Here is a 20,466-nt window from a genome sequence, read left to right on the forward strand (position 1 = left end):
TGAGTCGTAAGCTGGAGTCGTAAAGATGAGCTATACGGAGACAATCGGCAGCCGCACGTATCGGTTTGCCGATCTGAAGACACTCATGGCGAAGGCGAGCCCGCAACGTTCCGGCGATCAACTCGCGGGCGTCGCGGCAGCAAGCGAAGAGGAGCGCGTCGCCGCAAAAATGGCGTTGGCGCAAGTACCGTTGCGCACGTTCCTGAACGAAGCGCTGATTCCGTACGAAAGCGACGAAGTCACGCGTCTCGTGATCGACGATCATTCGCCGCAGGCATTCACCGAGATTTCGCATCTCACGGTAGGCGACTTTCGCAATTGGCTGCTGAGCACGTCGACGGATGCGGACGCGCTCACACGTATCGCGGCGGGCCTCACGCCGGAAATGGTGGCGGCCGTTTCGAAGCTGATGCGCAACCAGGATCTGATCGCAGCGGCGCGCAAGCGTCCGGTGATCACGCGCTTTCGCAACACGGTGGGTTTGCCGGGCCACATGTCGGTGCGCCTGCAACCCAATCATCCGACAGATGACGTCAAAGGCATTGCAGCCTCGATGCTCGATGGCCTGATGTACGGTTGCGGCGATGCGATGATCGGCATCAATCCGGCCAGCGACAACCTCGCCGCGATCACGCGACTGCTTCTGATGATCGACGACTTCCGTCAACGCTATCAGGTGCCCACGCAATCCTGTGTGCTGACGCACGTCACCAACACGATTGCCGCGATCGAAAAAGGCGCTCCCGTCGACCTCGTGTTTCAATCGATTGCGGGCACAGAAAAAGCCAACGCCGGCTTCGGCATTTCGCTCGCGCTACTGCAAGAAGCGTATGAAGCGGGACTGTCGCTCAAACGCGGCACGGTCGGCAGCAATCTGATGTACTTCGAAACGGGGCAGGGCAGCGCATTGTCGGCGGACGCGCATTTCGGCGTCGATCAACAAACTTGCGAAGTGCGCGCGTATGCGGTCGCGCGCAAGTTCAATCCGTTTCTCGTGAATACCGTGGTCGGCTTTATCGGCCCCGAGTATCTGTACGACGGCAAGCAGATCACGCGCGCCGGCCTTGAAGATCATTTCTGCGGCAAGCTGCTCGGCGTGCCGATGGGTTGCGACATCTGCTACACGAATCACGCGGAAGCCGATCAGGACGACATGGATAACCTGCTCACACTGCTTGGCGTGGCGGGCATCAATTTCATCATGGGCATTCCGGGCGCGGACGACGTGATGCTCAATTATCAAAGCACGTCCTTCCACGACGCACTTTATGTGCGCGACGTACTCGGCTTGCGCCGCGCGCCGGAATTCGAAGAGTGGCTCGAGTCGATGCAGATTACCGACGCGCGCGGCGCATTGCTGAGTGCGTCGACACATCAACCGCTGCTCGAGGGCGCGCGCGACTGGATGGGCATCGCATGAGCGACTTTGTCGAAAAGAACTCGTGGAATGCGCTGCGTCAGTTCACCAATGCGCGCATTGCGTTGGGTCGCGCGGGCAACAGCGTGCCCACTGAGCCTTTACTTGCGTTCAATCTCTCGCATGCGCAAGCGCGGGACGCGGTGCATCATCCGTTGGACACCGAAGCATTGCATCAGCAGTTGCATGTGCTGAACTTCAAGACGCTGGACGTGCATAGCGCTGCGCCCGATCGCGAGCACTACTTGCGCCGCCCCGATCTCGGCCGGCGCTTGTCGGAAGAGAGTCGCGTCGCGCTCGCGCAATTGGCGGACGAAGCGCCGGACGTGGTGTTCGTGATCGGCGACGGTTTGTCGGCGTTCGCTGCATCGAAGCAAGCGGTGCCGCTATTGCAAGCCGTCGCTCCGCAACTCGCGGACTGGAAGATCGCGCCTGTCGTCGTCGCACGGCAGGCACGCGTTGCACTCGGCGACGAGATCGGCGAGTTGCTGCATGCAAAGATCGTCGTGATGCTGATCGGCGAGCGGCCTGGACTTAGTTCGCCCGATAGCCTCGGCATTTACCTTACGTACGCGCCGAAAGTGGGTTGCAGCGACGCGCAGCGCAATTGCATTTCGAACGTGCGTCCCGAAGGACTCGACTATCCGTTGGCCGCGCACAAGCTGCATTATCTGCTGACGCATGCGCGGCGCCTCGGCCTCACCGGCGTTGGTTTGAAAGACGACAGCGACGCGCTGCTCGCCGCTGCGCCGATAGCGCCCGCAATCGGCGGCGAAGCGAATGCAAAACCAGACTCAAACTCCGACGTAAAGTAAAAGCACCTTCACGCATCGGCGCGTTGCACAGGATGCACTGCGAGCCACCCATTCTCATCGTCGTCGAAAAGTCGCGAGCGCGTGAGAAAGCGCAGACCGCTCGGCCGCTCGAGAGAGAACATACCGCCGTTGCCTGGCACGACGTCGATAATCAACTGCGTGTGCTGCCAGTACTCGAATTGCGATTCGCTCATGTAGAACGGCACGCCCGCAAGCGTGCCGAGTTTCACGTCGGAAGAACCGACCATGAATTCGCTTTGCGGAAGCATCATCGGTGCACTGCCGTCGCAGCATCCGCCGGATTGATGAAACAGTACATCGCCATGTTCCGCGCGCAATTTGTCGATCAGCTCTTTTGCGGCGGGCGTTGCGATCACGCGAGCCACTTCTTTTTCGTCGGCCATCAATAGGTCCTCGCAGAAATAAAGCGAGCCGCGCAAGCGGCCCGCTTCAATAGAATCGCTAGGGTTGAATCCTTAGAAGAAGCCGAGCGGTTTCTCGCTATAGCTGACGAGCAGGTTCTTCGTCTGCTGATAATGGTCGAGCATCATCTTGTGGTTCTCGCGGCCAATGCCCGATTGCTTGTAGCCGCCAAACGCCGCGTGAGCGGGATATGCGTGATAGCAATTGGTCCACACGCGGCCCGCCTGAATTTGCCGGCCAAAGCGATAGGCGCGCGTGCCGTCGCGTGTCCATACGCCGGCGCCGAGACCGTAAAGCGTGTCGTTGGCGATTTCGAGTGCTTCTTCTTCGGTCTTGAACGTCGTGACCGAAACCACCGGCCCGAAGATCTCTTCCTGGAAGATGCGCATTTTGTTATTGCCGCGAAACACGGTCGGCTTCACGTAATAGCCTTTGCTCAATTCACCGCTCAATGTATTGCGTTCGCCGCCGATCAGACACTCGGCGCCTTCCTGCTTGCCGAGATCGACATACGACAGGATCTTCTCCAATTGTTCCTGCGAAGCCTGCGCACCGATCATCGTTTTCGTATCCAGCGGATGACCCTGCGTGATCGCCGCGACGCGCTTCAACGCACGTTCCATGAAGCGGTCATAGATCTTTTCATCGATCAACACGCGCGACGGACACGTGCACACCTCGCCCTGATTCAACGCGAACATCGCGAAGCCTTCGAGTGCTTTGTCGAAATAGCTGTCGTCCTGATTCATCACGTCGGCGAAGAAAATATTCGGGCTTTTGCCGCCGAGTTCCAGCGTCACCGGAATGATGTTCTGGCTCGCGTACTGCATGATCAGACGGCCTGTCGTCGTCTCGCCGGTAAACGCGATCTTCGCGATGCGTTTGCTCGACGCGAGCGGTTTACCAGCTTCGAGACCGAAGCCATTCACCACATTCAGCACGCCGGCGGGCAGCAAGTCCTGAATCAGTTCGGCGAGTACGAGAATGGACGCGGGCGTTTGCTCCGCGGGTTTGAGCACGACGCAATTACCGGCGGCGAGTGCGGGTGCGAGCTTCCACACGGCCATCAGAATGGGGAAATTCCACGGAATGATCTGACCGACTACGCCGAGCGGCTCATGAAAATGATAGGCCACGGTGTCGTCGTCGATCTCGGAGATCGAACCTTCCTGCGCACGCACGGCGCCGGCGAAATAGCGGAAATGATCGATGGCAAGCGGAATATCGGCGGCCATCGTTTCGCGCAGCGGCTTGCCGTTGTCGATCGTTTCCGCCACTGCAAGGCGCTGCAGGTTCGCTTCCATACGGTCGGCAATGCGGTTCAGAATGTTCGCGCGATCCGTCGTCGACGTCTTGCCCCACGCAGCTTTGGCTCGGTGCGCGGCATCGAGCGCCAACTCGACATCCGCTTCGCGCGAGCGCGGAATGGAGGTGAACGGTTCGCCCGTAATCGGCGACACATTGTCGAAGTACTCGCCACCCACGGGCTTCACCCATTCGCCGCCGATAAAGTTCGCATACTGCTTTTTGAACGGGAATTCGGTCGTCAGAAACTGCATCTCCGCGTGATTCATCTGTGTGCTCCTCACATGTTTGATTGGGCTATAGTCGGCGCGATGTCGCGACCGGTTTGCAATCCGTTGAAGCGGGCGCGTGACCCATAGAGCCAGAACCATGCCAATGCACCTGGCTGGTGAGGCGTGCACGCACGGCAAGCACGCGCGCACCGCAGCCTGTGTTTCAAGGTCGAATCGGCGGCCGGTGCGCGCGTCGTTTGTGAGCAGTGCAGTTGTTGCTGTTCATCAATTGAACAGGAGCTTGGCACGGGTTGGAGCAATCGGCGTGTTGAATGGGCGCTCGCGATCGGCATGGGACTTGCCTTGTTTTTTCTCTTCGATACTCCATCGCGCGGATTGGCCATGACGATCGAAACCCTCAGCGACAGCGCGACAACCCCGACCACCTCGGCCATCTGTGCGGCTTCGACGCGTGCGCCGCAGCCGAGCTTTCGCGTACAGACCCGCATCGCTCACGACGCCGACGAGCAGGCGCGCAATCTTCACGGCTGGCATCAGACCTACGACCAGTTGACCGCAGGGAGCTTTGTCGGCGGTCTCACGGAGTTGTGCCTCGACCATATGCAGGTGTTCGTGGAAACGACGAGCCACACGTTGCGGCAGACCTGCGAAGTGCAGAAAGACGCGTACTGGTTCGGCATTCCGACATGCCGCGCCGGATCGGGCCGCATCGACGCGCAGATCATTACCGGCGATGCCCTCGCGTTTCGTCCGGGTGGCATCGAATTCGAATTGCTGACGTCGGCGGGCTACGAGATTTTCGGTGTAGTCGTGAAGGGCGAAGTGTTGCGCCGCTATGCAGCGCAAGTGGAGCGCGTCGGGCTGGCCGAGCAGTGGGCAGACACTCAGGTCGTGAAGATCGGCATGGCGCGCAAAGAGCGTTTATGTGCATCGTTGCGCGAGTTGCTTCAGCAGAGCGCCGCAAGTGCCGCGCCGTTGTCATCGTCTGCGCGCGAGAACTTGCAGGCCGCCGTGCTTGCTTCCCTGTTCGACGTGGGCGCGTTGCCCGCGTGCTCCGAACCGATTGCGATGCCGGCGCGTGCACGTCGTCAGTCGATCGTATCGGAGGCGCGCGATTATGTGCTCGCGAATCGCGATCGCGCGGTCAGCGTGCCGGAACTGTGCGAGCGTCTGCATGTGAGCCGGCGCACATTGCAATACTGCTTTCAGGACGTGCTCGGCATGGCGCCCGCTACTTATGTGCGGGTAATCCGATTGAACGGCGCGCGGCGCGATCTGTGCAACGCATCGCGCGATTCGCGCTCGGTGCAGGACGTGGCGGCCGCGTGGGGCTTCTGGCACATGAGCCAGTTCGCAACCGATTATCGCAAGCTCTTCGGCATGCGGCCTTCGGATACGTTGAAGGCCGCAATCGGCACGCATTCGGCAACGAATACCCGCTCGTTCGCGCACTAGCGGCTTTGAACGTGCATCGCGGTGCGACGCATTGCATTGGATGACTAACTATTTGCGCAGCAGCCGCAAACCGTTCGCGACCACGAGCAGGCTCGCGCCGACATCGGCGAACACGGCCATCCACATGGTGCCGAGACCCATCACGGTCAACACGAGAAAGACGCCCTTGATGCCGAGCGCGAGCGTAATGTTTTGCACCAGCACCGAATGCGTCGCTTTCGACAGGCGGATGAACAGCGGGATCTTGCGCAAGTCGTCGTCCATCAACGCGACGTCGGCGGTTTCGATTGCGGTGCCCGTGCCCATTGCGCCCATCGCAAAGCCGATGTCGGCACGGGCCAGCGCGGGCGCGTCGTTGATGCCGTCGCCGACCATGCCGACGGTCGCGCCCTCGGCCGACCACTGCGCGACCGCGTCCAGTTTGTCTTGCGGCAAAAGATTGCCGCGCGCTTCGTCGATGCCAACCTGTTCCGCGATGGCCGCCGCCGTGTGCGGGTTGTCGCCGGTGAGCATTGCGGTGCGCACGCCCGCGCGATGCAATTCGGCGATAGCCATGCGGCTCGTCTCCTTCACCGTATCGGCGACGGCGAATAGCGCAATCACGCGTTGCGCGTCGCTCAGCAGCACGACGGTCTTTCCTTGACGCTCGAGCGCGTCGAGCCGCGCTTCGAGGGACGGTGAACAACGCCCGAGTTCTTCCGCGAGCCGATGATTGCCGAGCCAGTACGTCGCGCCGTTAATCTCGCCGCGCACGCCGCGTCCGGCGAGCGCTTCGAAGGAATCGACGAGGAGACTCGTCACGCCGTCTTTTTGCGCCGCGCTTGCAATCGCCATCGAAACGGGATGATCGGAGCGCGCCGCAAGACTCGCGGCGAGCGTACGGCAACGCGCTGCGTCGGCATCCGCATCCGCGAGCATTTCGGCGAGCATCGCGAAATCGGTCTGCACAGGTTTGCCGTGCGTGATCGTGCCGGTTTTATCGAGCGCGAGACGGCTCAGCTTGCGACCCTGTTCAAGGTACACGCCGCCCTTGATGAGTATCCCTTTACGCGCAGCCGCCGCGAGCCCGCTGACGATCGTCACCGGCGTCGAAATCACGAGCGCGCACGGGCACGCAATCACAAGCATCACGAGCGCCTTGTAGATCCACGCGTGCCACATGCCGCCGAAAAAGAGCGGCGGCACGAGCGCCACCGCCAACGCGACGGCGAACACGAGCGGCGTATAGACGCGCGCGAACTGATCGACGAAACGTTGCGTGGGCGCTTTGGTGCCTTGCGCCTCGTCGACTGCATGGATGATGCGCGCGAGCGTCGTGTTGCTCGCCGCGGCCGTCACGCGATAGTCGAACGAACCGGCCTGGTTGATGGTGCCCGCGAACACGGCGTCGCCCACGGTTTTGTCGACGGGCAGGCTTTCTCCTGTGATCGGCGCCTGATCGACGCTCGAGCGTCCCGCGATGATTTCCCCATCGAGCGCGATCCGCTCGCCCGGCTTCACGCGGACCAGCGCGCCCGGCGCGATTGCCTTGAGATCGGTGAGCCGCCAGTCGCCGTCGCGCTGCTGCACGCTCGCCTGCTCGGGCGTCAGTTGCATCAGTCCCTGAATCGCATTGCGGGCGCGGTCGAGCGACTTCGCCTCGATCAGTTCGGCGACGGTGAAAAGCGCCATCACCATCGCCGCTTCCGGCCATTGCCCGAGGATCAGCGCGCCGGTCACGGCAATGCTCATCAACGCGTTGATGTTGAGGTTGCCGTGACGAATCGCGAGCCAGCCCTTGCGGTAGGTCGTGAGCCCGCAGGAGACGATCGCGAGGATCGCGAGACTCGCTGCCATCCAGACCGGCGCGCCGAGCCAGCCAGCGGCCTCTGAAGCGACCGCGGCGACACCTGCGAGAGCGAGCGGCCACCATGACACGCGCTTTCGCTGATCTTGCGCAGCGTTCCGCGTCGTCGCCGATGCATTCGGCGCGTCGGCATCCGCGAGTTCCGGCGTGAAGTCCAGCGAACGCAGCGCGTCGAGAATGGAGTCGAGCGCATTCGGTGCATGCACAACGGTCAGCACGCGCTGCATCAGATTGAACTGCATGCTGCGCACGTCCGCCATGCGGCTGAATTTTTTGCGGATCAACGCTTCTTCGGTCGGACAATCCATTTGCATGATGCGGATCGCCGTGCGCACATCGCCGCCTTGCACTCGTTCGGATTGCGGCAAATCTGCGGCTGGCAATGGCAAGGAAGCATCGGCGGCAGCAGAACAGCAGCCTCCGCCCGCATGGTCATGTGCGTGCTTTTCGTGCCGATGCCCATGCTCATGTTCATGCCCTTGCTCACAGGAGCTTGCTTCCGCTTGTTCCAGACGGTCGTCTTTCGCGTCTTGCGCGTGCTGCATGGTGGCTTCCTCGTTCGATTTGTGGTCTAGTAAACACCTTGAAGCCACTACAAGGTCAAGGCCGGTATCGGAGGGCCCATGAAAATCGGCGAATTGGCGAAAATCGCCCATTGCACGACCGAAACCATCCGCTTCTACGAGAAAGAAGGGCTGCTGCCCGAAGCGGAGCGCACTGAGGCCAATTACCGCAGCTATACGGCGAAGCACGTCGAGCGGCTGCGCTTCATCCGCAATTGCCGCGCGCTCGACATGACGCACGACGAAATTCGCGCGCTGCTGCGTCTGACCGACGCGCCGGCTAACGGCTGCGGCGGCATCAATAATCTGATCGACGAGCATATTGCGCACGTCGATACGCGTATCGACGAACTGCAACAGCTCAAGGCGCAATTGCACGTGCTGCGCGAGCAATGCCACGGCGAACAGGCGGTCGAAGACTGCGGCATCGTGCAAGGTCTCAGCGAAATGGACGTCAGCGCGCCGCGCACACGGCACACGCATCTCGGTTGATGCGGCCAGTCGAATCAACAATCGAATCCAGTTGGAGAAGCAACGTGTTTACATGTAGAAACCAGTCCTGCGGCGCGCAGTGGGAGCAGTCGGACGTCATCATCAAAAACGAAGGGCAAGGGCTTCTGTTCCGTTGCCCGCTGTGTGGCGCGCGCAATTACGTCGAGCGTTTCGAAGGCGACGACGGCGCGGTGCTGTACGAGCAGATGGACGGCCGCCCGTCGCCCGGACCCATCGCCGAATAGTCCCTAGCCTTTAGCCGATCACGAGCCAACCATTTATGAACAGTCCCACTACGGCCGGCGCGCCGTTCAGCCAACTGCCGCTGCCGGCCGCCACGCTCGCGAATCTCACGCAACTCGGCTATGTCGAGATGACGCCGATTCAGGCCGCGAGTTTGCCTATCGCACTCGCCGGCCACGATCTCATCGCGCAGGCAAAAACCGGCAGCGGCAAGACCGCGGCGTTTTCTCTCGCGCTGCTCGCGCGTCTCGACACACGCAACTTCGCCGTGCAGGCGATGGTGCTGTGTCCCACGCGCGAACTCGCCGATCAGGTCACGCAGGAAATCCGCCGGCTCGCGCGCGCCGAAGAAAACATCAAGGTGCTGACCTTGTGCGGCGGCACGCCGATGCGTCCGCAAACCGCGAGTCTCGAACACGGCGCGCATATCGTGGTCGGCACGCCGGGCCGCATCATGGATCACCTCGAGCGCGGCAGTCTGCCGCTGCAATCGCTCAATACACTCGTGCTCGATGAAGCCGACCGCATGCTCGACATGGGTTTCTTCGACGACATCGCGACGGTGGTCAGGCAATGCCCGAAGGAACGGCAAACGCTGCTTTTCTCGGCGACGTATCCCGAGGGCATCGTCAAGTTGAGTCAGCAATTCCTCCGGAATCCGAAGGAAGTGAAGCTGGCCGAGCGGCACGACAATACGAAGATCCGCCAACGCTTCTATGAAGTGACCGAAGACGAGCGTCTGCATGCCGTCGGTCTGTTGCTCAACCACTATCGTCCGGTCAGCACGCTCGCGTTTTGCAACACCAAGCAGCAATGCCGCGATTTGCTCGACGTTTTGCGCGCGCAGGGTTTTCATGCGCTGGCGCTGCACGGCGAACTCGATCAGCGCGAGCGCGATCAGGTGCTGATCCAGTTCGCGAATCGCAGTTGCTCGGTGCTGGTCGCCACCGACGTCGCCGCCCGCGGCCTCGACATCGCGCAACTGGAGGCGGTGATCAACGTCGACGTGACGCCCGATCCCGAAGTGCATGTGCACCGTATCGGCCGCACCGGTCGCGCCGATCAGGAAGGCTGGGCATTGAGCCTCGCGAGCATGAATGAAATGGGGCGCGTCGGCGGTCTGGAGCAGGCGCACAAGCGCGACGTCGAATGGCACAAGCTGTCCGAGCTCACGCCAAAGAGCAATGAGCCGCTGTTGCCGCCCATGGAAACGCTGCAGATTCTCGGCGGCCGCAAGGAAAAAATCCGTCCCGGCGACGTGCTCGGCGCGCTCACCGGCGACGCCGGTTTCGCCGGCTCGCAGATCGGCAAGATCAACGTGACGGAGATGTCGACCTATGTGGCCGTCGAGCGCAGCATTGCGCGCGAAGCGGTGCGCAAGCTCAGTGCGGGCAAGGTGAAGGGTAAGAAGGTCAAGGTCCGGCTGATGGAAGACGCCTGATCTCGTGGCGTGGGCGGCGGCGCGCGTGCGAAAAGCGGCGCGTGCTGTTTTCCACGCCGCGTCGCCGTCACGATCGCGCGTGCGTTTAAGCCATGAAATAAACGCATGCGCTGCATGACAAAGTTTCGATTGTGATGGTTCTTTGGCTGATGCCTAATCATTCAACCGGCGCTCGAGCGCAATGGACGGCTGCATACTTCGCCGCCGTCAGTCCGCCGCCGGATGAAGATAGGGAGAAGCCATATGCAGAGCGCCATGCAAGCCCGCTCGAAATTGCCTGATGTCGGCACGACGATTTTTACCGTGATCGGCCAACTGGCCGCGCAACACGATGCGCTGAATCTGTCGCAAGGCGCGCCGAATTTCGCGCCGGACGCGAAGCTCATCGACGGCGTGGCGAACGCCATGCGCGCGGGTCACAACCAGTACGCGCCCATGTCGGGCATCGCGGCGTTGCGCGACGCGCTCGCCGACAAAGTGGAGACGCTGTACGGCGTGCGCTACGACCCGGCCAGCGAGGTGACGGTGATCGCGAGCGCCAGCGAGGGCCTTTATTCGACGATCAGCGCATTGGTGCATCCGGGCGATGAAGTGATCTACTTCGAGCCTTCGTTCGACAGCTATGGACCGATCGTCCGGCTGCAAGGCGCGACACCCGTGCCGATCAAATTGTCGCTCGCCGATTTCCGCGTGAACTGGGGCGAGGTCGCCGCCGCGATCACGCCGAAGACGCGCATGATCATCATCAACACGCCGCACAATCCGACCGCGACCGTGTTCGACGAGGCCGACATCGCGCGCCTGAAAGCGCTCACGCGCAACACGGACATTGTGATTCTCGCGGACGAGGTCTACGAGCATGTGGTGTTCGACGGCGCGAAGCATCAGAGCATGGCGTGCCACAGCGAGCTCGCCGAACGTAGCGTGATCGTGTCGTCGTTCGGCAAGTCGTATCACGTGACGGGTTGGCGCGTCGGCTATTGCCTCGCGCCCGCCGAGTTGATGAACGAGATCCGCAAGGTGCATCAGTTCATGGTGTTTTCCGCCGATACCCCGATGCAGTACGCGTTCGTCGATGCATTGGCGAATCGCGAAAGCTACCTCGGCTTGTCCGCGTTCTATCAGCGAAAACGCGATCTGCTTGCACATGGGCTTCGCGAATCACGCTTTGAGTTGCTGCCGAGTGCAGGCAGCTTTTTCATGCTCGCGCGCTTTCGCGGCTTCTCCGATGAAACGGACAGCGACTTCGTGTTGCGCCTGATTCGCGATGCGCGCGTCGCGACGATTCCGCTCTCGGCGTTCTACAGCGACGGTACGGATTCCGGCCTGATTCGCCTGAGTTTTTCGAAAGACGACGCGACGCTGATCGAAGGCGCGCGCCGTTTGTGCGAGATATGAAACTGCGTGCGCGTGAGCGCGGCGCTGTCATTTTTGAACGCAGTATGATCGTCGCGCCATTGCATATTCACACGCTACGCATTCGTACTACAACGCGTACTACAACGAAACCGAAGGAAAGGGACCTGCTATGAAACTGCTCAAGTCTTTGTTGGCGCTCGCTTGCGCTCTTGCATCGGTGGCGGCATCGTCCGCTGCCGTTGCCGCTGACACATCGACGCTGCGTTTCGGGCTCGAAGCGCAGTATCCGCCGTTCGAATCGAAGGGGCCGGGCGGCGAGCTGCAAGGTCTCGACATCGACGTCGGCAATGCAGTGTGCGCCGCCGCGAAGATGACCTGCAAATGGGTGGAGACATCGTTCGACGGTTTGATTCCGGCGCTGCAAGGCCGCAAATTCGACGCGATCAACTCGGCGATGAATGCGACCGAACAGCGTCGCCAGGCGATCGACTTCACGACGGTCGTCTATCGCGTGCCGACGCAGTTGATCGCAAAGCGCGACAGCGGTCTGCTGCCGACTGCCGAAGCATTGAAGGGCAAACGCGTGGGCGTGTTGCAGGCGTCGATTCAGGAGACGTTTGCGAAGACGCATTGGGAACCCGCGGGCGTCACCGTCGTGCCGTATCAGGATCAGAATCAGGTGTACACGGACCTGGTCGCGGGGCGTGTCGATGCAACACTCGTGCTCGCGCCCGCCGGACAAACCGGTTTCCTGTCGAAGCCGAACGGCAAGGACTACGCATTCGTCGGCCAGCCGGTGCGCGACGACAAGATTCTCGGCAGCGGTATCGCCTATGGCATCCGCAAGGGCGATACAGCATTGCGCGAGCGCTTGAACGCGGCGATTGCGAAGGTGCAGGCGGACGGCACCGTGAAGACGCTCGCAGCGAAATACCTCGGCAATATCGACGTTTCCGCGAAGTAACCGCTTGCGGTGCGCAGCGTCAGCAGCGCACGCATAAGCCCGCTTGTTGGCCGCGCGTTTGACGGCTACGATAAGTGGCCTCGCCGAACTTGCGGCTTTTGACAGCCGTCCATTTCCGCGAGGCCCACGTACACCGGAGGAGGGCGCGCGAATGAGCGGAACGACAGCGGCGGCAATTCATGCGAAGCGCGCAAGCGAGCCGCATTTCTGGCGTAGCGAGGCGTTGCCTTTCATCGAGGCGCGCTCCATCGAAGACGGCCGCGAAATCTGCTACGCGAAGCACTCTCACGAAACCTTCTCCATCGGCGCGGTCACTGGCGGACGCAGCGTGTACGTGAACCGCCACGCGCGCGAATGGACCGGCGCGGGCGCGGTTGTTCTGATGAATCCCGACGACGTTCATGCATGCAATCCCATCGCCGACGAGCGCTGGTCGTATCGCATGCTTCACGTCGACGTCGCGTGGCTCACGTCGTTGCAACACGAACTCGGCTTCAGCGAGAACTACGCGTTTCGCGCGTTCTCGCAGACCATGACGACAGACGCCGAACTCTTCGACGGCCTCAATCGGCTGCATGGAATTCTGGTCGGCAACGATGCGGATTTGCTGCGCAAACAAAGCGCCGCCGTGGCATTTTTCACTGAGGTGCAGCAGCGCCTGAACCCCGCGCCGCTTTCACACGACGACGCCAGCCGTCAACTCGCGCGAGCGGCCGAATTCATCGCCGACAATTGCACGCACCCGCTGAAGCTCGAGGACATATGCGAGGCCGCGGGCCTGTCCGCGTCGCATCTGATTCGCGCGTTCAAGGAGCGCTACGGCATGACGCCGCACGCGTATCTGATCAATCGGCGCATTCAGTACAGCCGCGCTCAACTGAGGCGCGGCCGATTGATCGCCGACGTCGCGCTCGACGCCGGCTTCGCCGATCAGGCGCATTTGCAGCGCACGTTCAAGCGGCTCGTCGCCGCGACGCCGGGGCAATATCGCAGTTGACTGCGGGGTTGCCGCAGTTTTCGGCGCCTCACGTCACAAGCAAATACAGCGCGCTCGCGGCAAGCAACGCCGCCATGATCCGATTGAACAACCTAACGCGCTGCGGCGCCTGCAAGTACTTGCGCAGAAACGTCCCGGCGTAGGCCCAGCTTGCAATCGACACATAACAGATCACAAAGTAGATCACAGTGAATTGCCAGACGAGTTTGCCGTCGCCATCGGCGGCATACGCGCCCATGCCGGCCAGCGACGCAAGCCATGCTTTCGGGTTGAGCCATTGCATCGCCGCGCCATAGGCGAACGACGGGCCGCGCGATGGTTTGTCGGCGCCGAGTTGGCCGTCATCGACGGCGAGCTTGTAGGCCATGACCAGCAAAAACGCGACGCCGGCCCATTTGACGATGCTAACGAGCGCGGGTACATGCACGAGCAGTTCATGCAGCCCGAGGCCGATCAGCAGAAGCAGCACGGTAAAGCCGACGGTCGCGCCGCTCACATGCCGCATGCTCGCGGCGAACCCATGCTGCGCGCCGGCGCTCAGCGCGACGACGTTGACGGGACCTGGCGAAATCGACGAAGCCAGCGCGAACGCGGCCATGGAAAGCAAAGCGGACATCGGTGCCTCGATACGTGAATGCGCGGGATTGACGCGGTTCAACGGTATCGGCGGCAGGGCGGTGTGTATTGAAGGAAATTGCTATATGCGCTACATGCCGGCATTTTCGACGACGCGGCCTTCCGCGCGCCAGCGCAGCATGCCGCCCGCAAGGTTCGCGACTTCGTCGAATCCGGCCTGGCGCAGGATCACCGTCGCTTGTGCGGAGCGGCCGCCCGCACGGCACACGGTCACGATGGGGCGCTCTTTCGTGAGCTCGGCGGCGCGCGTGGCAAGCTCGCCGAGCGAGATGAGCCGCGCTGCCGGAATGCGGCCGAGCGGACCGTTGAACTCATCGGGCTCGCGCACGTCGACTATCTGCACGGAACGCAGATTGTCTTCGAGCCATTGCGGGCCGATTTCCCAGATGCCCGCGAACGTGTAGACGAGCGGCGCCCAATCAGGTTCGGCCGCTTGCGTGGGATCGCTGGCCGCAACGCCGCACTTGAGATTCGCGGGCACCGCGATGTCGATCTGTTTCGGATGCGGCAGCCGCAGATTCGTCACATAGCCGACGAAGTCGTCTTCGCACAGTTCGCCGCCGAGGCGCGGATTGAAGCGCCGCTCTTCGCCGACGCTCGTCACCGTCAAGCCGCGATAATCGTGTGCCGGATAAAGCAGGCAGCTTTCGGGCTGGCTGAAAATCTCGCCGTGGATCGCGCGGAACATCGCGCGTGCGTCGCCCTTCTGGAAGTCGGTGCGGCCCGTGCCGCGGATCAGCAGGCAGTCGCCGGTGAACATCATCGTGCCGTCGTCGAGCGCGAGGCTGATGCAGCCGTTCGTGTGGCCTGGCGTCGCGCGCACTTCGAGCCAGCGCGTGCCGAACTCGCATCGGTCGCCGTGATTCAGATAGCGGTCCGCACCTTCCGCGCCGCTTGCCGTCGATATGGCGATCGCGCTGCCGGTTCGGCGTTTGAGCATCCAGGCGCCAGTCACATGATCTGCGTGGACGTGCGTGTCGATCGTATAGAGAAGGCGCAGCCCGAGTTCCTGGATCAGCGCCGTATCGCGGCGCACCTGCTCGAATACCGGATCGATCAGAATGGCCTCTCGCGTCGTGCTATCGGCGAGAAGATACGTGTACGTGGACGATTGCGGGTCGATTAGTTGGCGGAAAATCAGCAAAGTTGTTTTCTCCGTGGCGCGCATCGTCGAGACAACCGGGCGCGTGGCGGCGCCCGGTTTTACTGCGCCGCAATCTCACCGTGGCTGTGCAACGTACCGCAGATACGGCTTCAAGGTCTTGAAGCCCTCAGGGTATTTCTTCGCCGCATCATCGTTCGAGACGGATGTCGGAATGATGACATCGTCTCCCGGCTTCCAGTTCACGGGCGTGGCCACCGTATGCTTCGCGTTCAACTGCAACGAGTCGAGCAGACGCAGCACTTCGTCGAAATTGCGCCCTGAACTCATCGGATACACGAGCATGGCTTTGACCTTCTTGTCCGGGCCGATGATGAACACCGAACGCACCGTCGCGTTGTCCGCCGCGGTGCGCGAGCCGCCGCCCGCATTCGGGTGAATCATGTCGTAGAGCTTCGCGACGTTCAGATCCGCGTCGCCGATGAGCGGATAGTTGACCGCGTGGCCCTGCGTCTCTTCAATGTCCTTCACCCACCTCTCGTGATCGCTGACGGGGTCCACACTCAGGCCGATAATCTTCGTGTTGCGCTTTTCGAATTCGGGCTTGAGGCCGGCCATGTAGCCGAGCTCGGTCGTGCAGACGGGCGTGAAATCCTTTGGATGCGAAAACAGGATCACCCAATGGTCGCCGATCCATTCGTGGAAACGGATTGTGCCTTCGGTGGTTTCCGCGGTGAAATCGGGCGCTTCTTCTCCAAGTCGAATCGACATCGTCATCCTCCATGAGAATGCGCCGGGGAGGTGCACCGGTTCTCGGAGCTGCAATCCCCGGGCTGCCTGAATCTTCGATCAGGCGATTGCTTGACTCACGATCAGCCTCCAGCCACCTGGACTGTGATTGTGCGGGAGGACCTTGCGCACGCGTGAAGGCGAGTGCTCGCCGGATTGCTGTGGTGCGCAAACACACGGATGCGCCACGCGTCGCGCTTAAAGCGTAGGACAAAAATGCGCATCGCTCTAGCCAGCTTGCAGGGCAAATCCGCCGCTATTGCCGATTTATGTTTCGCTCCACATGCGCAGCAGGTTGTGATAACAGCCGACGAGCGTGCGGCGCGCGGCATCGTCCGCGTTCGAGGCGTTCAAACGCTGGATCGCGCCGTCGATGTCGAACAGCATCGCGCGCTGCGTGTCGTCGCGCACGAGGCTCTGTACCCAGAAGAAGCTCGACACGCGCGCGCCGCGCGTCACGGGCCGCACCTGGTGCAGACTCGTGCCGGGATAAAGGATCGCATGGCCCGCGGGCAGCTTCACTTCCTGCACGCCGAAGGTGTCTTCGATCAGCAGTTCGCCGCCGTCGTACTCGTCGGGCGGCGTGAGGAACAGCGTGACCGATAGATCGGTGCGCACGCGTACGCCGCTGCCGGGCACGAGGCGAATCGCGCCGTCGACATGGCTGCCGAAATGCATGCCGCCTTCATAGCGGTTAAAGAGCGGCGGATAAACCTTGTTCGGCAGCGCGGCGCTGATGAAAAGCGGATGCCGTTCGAGCGCCGCGATGATTCTGTCGCCCATTTCCAGCGCGATGGATGAGCCTTCCGCGATCTGCTGGTTGCGCTTGACGGGCGCGCCCTGATAGCCCGCGGTCGCGCGGCCGTCGACCCAGGCGTCCGTGGCCGCTTCGAGTTGGGCACGCATCGCGGAGGTGTCGGCGGGACTGAATACATCGGGGATCGAGACAATCATCGTTGGACTTCCTGCGAAACCGCGCGTTGTGCTGCTGATCGCCGCCTCGGCGATCAGAAGAACCGATAGTTTAGCGTCGCGAGGAACGTGCGGCCGTTGCCCGGCACCGCGCGTCCGCCGTCCGATGGAATCAGCGCGTCGTAGTAGTTCTTGTCCGTCAGGTTGAGCACGTTGAACTGGACGTCGTACTTTTTCGCGTGATACGCGGCCATCGCGTCCCAGCGCGTATAGCCGCCGACCTTCACGAAGTTGTTGTTCGCGGCGTAACGCGACGACGTGTAGATCGGCCCGCCGCCGATTTCCCAGTGCGGCGTGAATGCGTAGGTCGTCCACAGCGTCAGCATGTTGCGCGGCGTGTTCGCGGGCGTCTTGCCGGCGGTGCCGTCGAGCGCCTTCAGAATCGTCGCGTCCATGTACGTGTAGCCGCCGAACACTTGCCACTTGTTCGTGATGTGGCCGGCCACGCCGAGCTGGTAGCCGCGCACGCGCACGTCGCCGTCGAGCGTGTAGCTGCCGTCCGAGTTCAACGTCCGCGCGTTCGTCTTTTCGATGTTGAAGAGCGATTGCGTGACCGACAGACCGCCGCCGAGCAGGTCCCACTTCGCGCCGACTTCATACGACTTGTTATGCTCCGGCGGCAGATTCTGCTGCTGGTTCGTGAGCGTCAGCGCTTCGAGCGACGGATTGAACGACGTGCCGTACGACACGTAGTAGGACTGCCAGTCGGTCGGCTGCCAGATCACGCCGCCGCGCACGCTCGTGAAGTAATTCGTCTGCGTCGCATACGAAGGCACATTGATCGAGTTGTGAATCGACGCTTCGTAGCGGTCCCAGCGCAGGCCGCCCACGACCTTCCAGTGTTCGCCGATCGACACCGTATCGTTCGCATAAATGCCGACGCCGTTCGCGCTCGATCCCGCGAGATTCGTCGCAACGGTCTTCGCATTCGACGGACGCTTCGTGTACGACGGATCGACGAGCGGCACGATGGCGATCGTGTTCGACGGCAAGCCCGGCGTCGTCGTCGTGAAGCTCTGGTTGCTGTACGTCTCGTGGCTCAGATCGACGCCCGCAACCACCTCATGCTTGATGAAGCCGGTGTTGAATTTTGCCTCGACGTCCGTCGAGTTGTAGACCGAGTGGTCGTTGATGTTGCGGTCCTTGCCCTGCAGCTTCACGAACAGTTTCGACGGATCGATGCTCGTGAAATTGCCGTTGGTCAGCGCCGTCGATGTCGGCAGCGGACCCGTCAGCACCGAAGCCGCGTTTGTCGCGCGGGCTTCCGTGCTGTAGTGGCTGAACTGCGTCTGATTGCGCACCTTCAGGTTGTCGTTGAAGCGGTGTTCGATGCGCGCGTTGAGCGTTTGCACGTCCTGCATCGTGCGGTCGTCGGTGAAGCCGTAGAACGTGCCGCGATTGACCGGCGCCGGGTGGCCGTTGAGCGCGGGAATGCCGTAGTCGGGCTGATCGCGGTTGTGCTGGATCAGCGCGGACAGCGTGATTTCGGTCGGCGTGCCGATGCCGAATTTGACTTCGGGCGCGACGCCGTAATCCTTGCTCTTCATCACGTCGCGCGACGAACCGAGGTCCTGGCCGAACGCGTTGATGCGGAACGCGGACGTCGACGTGATCGGCGTATTCAGGTCGACGGTCGTGCGATAGCGGTCGTGCGTGCCCGCTTGCACGGACACGTCCGCGCGCGGCTTAAGCGTGGGCTGCTTGCTGACCTGATTGATGACGCCGCCCGTCGAGCCGCGTCCGAAGTACAGCGACGACGGGCCATACAGCACGTCGATCGATTCGAGGTTGAAGGTGTCGCGATAGTACTGGCCGCGATCGCGGAAACCGTCGAGATAGATGTCGGTGCGCGCCGAGAAGCCGCGCAGGTTGATGTTGTTGCCGATCTGTCCGCCTTCCGCGGCGCCGATGGTGATGCCCGGCACATTGCGCAACGCGTCCGTAAACGAGCTCGCGGCTTGCGATTGCAGCACCGACTTCGGCACCACGACGGCGGCTTGCGGAATGTCGCGCAGCGCGGTCGGCACTTTTGCGCCGACGCTCGAGACGTCAGCCGCGAATTCCGTGGACGCGCCGCTTTGACCGGTCACCTTGACGGCGGGCAGCGTGGCGCTATCGGCGGTCTGGGTGGGCGTGGAAGTCGAAGTCGAAGTCGGAGTCGAACTGGATGACGCGGGCTGGGCGCCGGTCGCGGGCGTTGTCGTCGTTTGAGCGTAAAGCGGCGTCGCGAACGCGACCAGAACGGCCGCCGCGAGAGGCGTGTTTCGGAACATCTCAATACCCTGTCGTTGTCGCTATTGTTCTGATTCGACGGACGCCAGCGCCCGTTGCAGCACCGACAGCCGGACTGTCTGCGGCAAAGGGCTGGACCCATCGTCTTGTTCTCAAATGAGAATCAGTATCATTACACGGATGATAATAGTTCGCAATAATTCGTTACGCATCGGTAACACGGTGGCGGGGCGAATGTGCGGGGGTTCTGGCGGGATGTGGGAATGACGGCGCATGACGCGCTCAACCTTGGGCGCTGTCGGCGGATTGTGAAAAGATCCACCGTCTTACGATTTGCCTACTATATTTCGTCATATTCAAGACAGATTCGTGACATGCCGTAAACAAGGCTTGATGCACTGGATCCGCCGCAAGGCGGCACAGAGGATTGCCCGCACGGAGGTCGTGATGAAAGCGAAGAGTCGGCGAATTGGGCGGTTGGCCCGCGTGGCTGCATGGGGTACGGTGGCGTTCCTGGCGGTTCCGGGAGCGGCATCCGCGGCGAATGGCGGCACGATACATTTCTCCGGCGCGCTCGTCGGTCCGCAGTTCAATATCACGACCGTGCGACAAACACCTGCGCCGCGGTCGGATACGCTCTGGACTGGACACGACGGGTCCGCGGTCACCGTGACGTTCGCGGCGCCACCCGGCGGTGCGCCAAGCGCTGATGTGACGTTGCGGATCAACGACGGCGCGGCGTCACGCATCGGCGCCGCCGCGCTGGATACCGTCGCGACGTCTTTCATCGACGGCACTGGCCGTACGGCCCGGCCAGGAGCGGACGGTCAGTATCACTTGGGCGGCGCGGGTGGCGTACTGTCGCTCGGCGCGAAAAGCGGCAATGTGCCTTCGGCGAACAAGCCGGTGACGGTCGTGGTCAGCTACGACTGACGGGTTTGCTGTCGGCGCTGAACCAATGCAAAAAGGGTTACAAGCAATCGCTTGTAACCCTTCGAAATTCTTTGGTGGGGCGTGAGTGACTCGAACACTCGACCTACGGATTAAGAGTCCGAGCGATATTCAATTCATAGAGTTTGATTGGGTTCCATGTAGGAATATAAAATTCAACAAATACAAGGGCTTCGCGGAGCGACAAACGGATTTTTCTTGACCTAGTTTCATCAGTTACCGCATGATTTG

The 20,466-nt window shown here is 61.7% G+C and carries 19 protein-coding genes; 11 read left to right on the forward strand and 8 right to left on the reverse strand.

All coding sequences use genetic code 11. The features are described 5' to 3' along the window. Positions 1 to 25: 25 nt before the first annotated feature. Both CUJ91_RS00080 and eutC read left to right on the forward strand, forming a co-directional pair. A complete protein-coding gene (locus CUJ91_RS00080; RefSeq protein WP_114155618.1) occupies positions 26 to 1,420 on the forward strand; it encodes an ethanolamine ammonia-lyase subunit EutB in 1,395 nt (464 codons plus the stop codon). Then, positions 1,417 to 2,232 (forward strand): ethanolamine ammonia-lyase subunit EutC, encoded by an 816-nt coding sequence (eutC, locus tag CUJ91_RS00085; RefSeq protein WP_006050577.1) that lies wholly within the window; start codon positions 1,417 to 1,419, stop codon positions 2,230 to 2,232. The genes CUJ91_RS00080 and eutC overlap by 4 nt, the downstream gene beginning before the upstream one ends. Before the next feature lie 8 nt (positions 2,233 to 2,240). Here the strand turns inward: eutC and CUJ91_RS00090 are convergent, their stop codons facing one another. Continuing rightward, on the reverse strand, positions 2,241 to 2,636 hold the full coding sequence (locus CUJ91_RS00090) for a DUF779 domain-containing protein (RefSeq protein ID WP_114156645.1): 396 nt from the start codon (positions 2,634 to 2,636) through the stop codon (positions 2,241 to 2,243). Between the two features lie 72 nt (positions 2,637 to 2,708). Further along, positions 2,709 to 4,229 (reverse strand): aldehyde dehydrogenase, encoded by a 1,521-nt coding sequence (gene adh / locus CUJ91_RS00095; protein ID WP_053857327.1) that lies wholly within the window; start codon positions 4,227 to 4,229, stop codon positions 2,709 to 2,711. Positions 4,230 to 4,574: 345 nt separating this feature from the next. Here adh and CUJ91_RS00100 point away from each other — a divergent pair, with 345 nt between their 5' ends. Continuing rightward, positions 4,575 to 5,648 (forward strand): helix-turn-helix domain-containing protein, encoded by a 1,074-nt coding sequence (locus CUJ91_RS00100; RefSeq protein WP_114155619.1) that lies wholly within the window; start codon positions 4,575 to 4,577, stop codon positions 5,646 to 5,648. A 48-nt stretch (positions 5,649 to 5,696) separates the two neighbouring features. On the opposite strand, the gene CUJ91_RS00105 is transcribed toward CUJ91_RS00100, so the two are convergent. Further along, on the reverse strand, positions 5,697 to 7,808 hold the full coding sequence (locus CUJ91_RS00105) for a heavy metal translocating P-type ATPase (RefSeq protein WP_341868924.1): 2,112 nt from the start codon (positions 7,806 to 7,808) through the stop codon (positions 5,697 to 5,699). On the opposite strand from CUJ91_RS00105, the gene CUJ91_RS35180 reads away from it, so the two are divergent. The 7 genes from CUJ91_RS35180 (at position 7,803) to CUJ91_RS00135 (ending at position 13,553) form a co-directional block, all read left to right on the forward strand. Beyond that, positions 7,803 to 8,069, forward strand: coding sequence for a hypothetical protein (locus tag CUJ91_RS35180; protein ID WP_167450637.1), 267 nt, complete (start codon positions 7,803 to 7,805; stop codon positions 8,067 to 8,069). The genes CUJ91_RS00105 and CUJ91_RS35180 overlap by 6 nt on opposite strands. 48 nt (positions 8,070 to 8,117) lie before the next feature. After that, a complete protein-coding gene (gene cadR / locus CUJ91_RS00110; RefSeq protein WP_029971152.1) occupies positions 8,118 to 8,549 on the forward strand; it encodes a Cd(II)/Pb(II)-responsive transcriptional regulator in 432 nt (143 codons plus the stop codon). Positions 8,550 to 8,593: 44 nt separating this feature from the next. Then, a complete protein-coding gene (locus CUJ91_RS00115) occupies positions 8,594 to 8,794 on the forward strand; it encodes a hypothetical protein (protein ID WP_006050570.1) in 201 nt (66 codons plus the stop codon). Between the two features lie 35 nt (positions 8,795 to 8,829). Further along, positions 8,830 to 10,233 carry an ATP-dependent RNA helicase DbpA gene (dbpA, locus tag CUJ91_RS00120; protein ID WP_006050569.1) on the forward strand — a complete coding sequence of 468 codons (1,404 nt, stop codon included), beginning with the start codon at positions 8,830 to 8,832 and terminating at the stop codon, positions 10,231 to 10,233. Positions 10,234 to 10,476: 243 nt separating this feature from the next. After that, a complete protein-coding gene (locus CUJ91_RS00125) occupies positions 10,477 to 11,631 on the forward strand; it encodes a pyridoxal phosphate-dependent aminotransferase (protein ID WP_114155620.1) in 1,155 nt (384 codons plus the stop codon). Positions 11,632 to 11,761: 130 nt separating this feature from the next. Then, positions 11,762 to 12,556 carry an ABC transporter substrate-binding protein gene (locus tag CUJ91_RS00130; protein ID WP_114155621.1) on the forward strand — a complete coding sequence of 265 codons (795 nt, stop codon included), beginning with the start codon at positions 11,762 to 11,764 and terminating at the stop codon, positions 12,554 to 12,556. 151 nt (positions 12,557 to 12,707) lie between these two features. Next, the gene (locus CUJ91_RS00135) at positions 12,708 to 13,553 is read left to right on the forward strand and encodes an AraC family transcriptional regulator (RefSeq protein ID WP_114155622.1); all 846 of its coding nucleotides are present in this window, start codon (positions 12,708 to 12,710) and stop codon (positions 13,551 to 13,553) included. 28 nt (positions 13,554 to 13,581) lie between these two features. Here CUJ91_RS00135 and CUJ91_RS00140 read toward each other — a convergent pair whose 3' ends face one another. The 5 genes from CUJ91_RS00140 to CUJ91_RS00160 all read right to left on the reverse strand — a co-directional run bounded on the left by CUJ91_RS00140 (position 13,582) and on the right by CUJ91_RS00160 (position 19,325). Further along, positions 13,582 to 14,169 (reverse strand): LysE family translocator, encoded by a 588-nt coding sequence (locus CUJ91_RS00140; RefSeq protein ID WP_006050565.1) that lies wholly within the window; start codon positions 14,167 to 14,169, stop codon positions 13,582 to 13,584. 90 nt (positions 14,170 to 14,259) lie between these two features. Then, positions 14,260 to 15,330 carry an MBL fold metallo-hydrolase gene (locus tag CUJ91_RS00145; protein WP_114156647.1) on the reverse strand — a complete coding sequence of 357 codons (1,071 nt, stop codon included), beginning with the start codon at positions 15,328 to 15,330 and terminating at the stop codon, positions 14,260 to 14,262. A gap of 78 nt (positions 15,331 to 15,408) precedes the next feature. Continuing rightward, positions 15,409 to 16,062, reverse strand: a complete 654-nt coding sequence (locus CUJ91_RS00150; RefSeq protein ID WP_029971147.1) for a peroxiredoxin — start codon at positions 16,060 to 16,062, stop codon at positions 15,409 to 15,411. Between the two features lie 285 nt (positions 16,063 to 16,347). Continuing rightward, on the reverse strand, positions 16,348 to 17,034 hold the full coding sequence (locus CUJ91_RS00155; protein WP_029971146.1) for a Fe2+-dependent dioxygenase: 687 nt from the start codon (positions 17,032 to 17,034) through the stop codon (positions 16,348 to 16,350). Positions 17,035 to 17,087: 53 nt separating this feature from the next. Beyond that, entirely contained in the window at positions 17,088 to 19,325 is a 2,238-nt protein-coding gene (locus CUJ91_RS00160; protein WP_114155623.1) for a TonB-dependent receptor, read from the reverse strand. Between the two features lie 406 nt (positions 19,326 to 19,731). Here CUJ91_RS00160 and CUJ91_RS00165 point away from each other — a divergent pair, with 406 nt between their 5' ends. Next, complete coding sequence (locus CUJ91_RS00165; RefSeq protein WP_114155624.1) at positions 19,732 to 20,217, forward strand: hypothetical protein; 486 nt, start codon at positions 19,732 to 19,734, stop codon at positions 20,215 to 20,217. Positions 20,218 to 20,466 lie beyond the last annotated feature (249 nt).

The sequence above is a fragment of the Paraburkholderia graminis genome, from assembly GCF_003330785.1.
Lineage (GTDB): Bacteria > Pseudomonadota > Gammaproteobacteria > Burkholderiales > Burkholderiaceae > Paraburkholderia > Paraburkholderia graminis.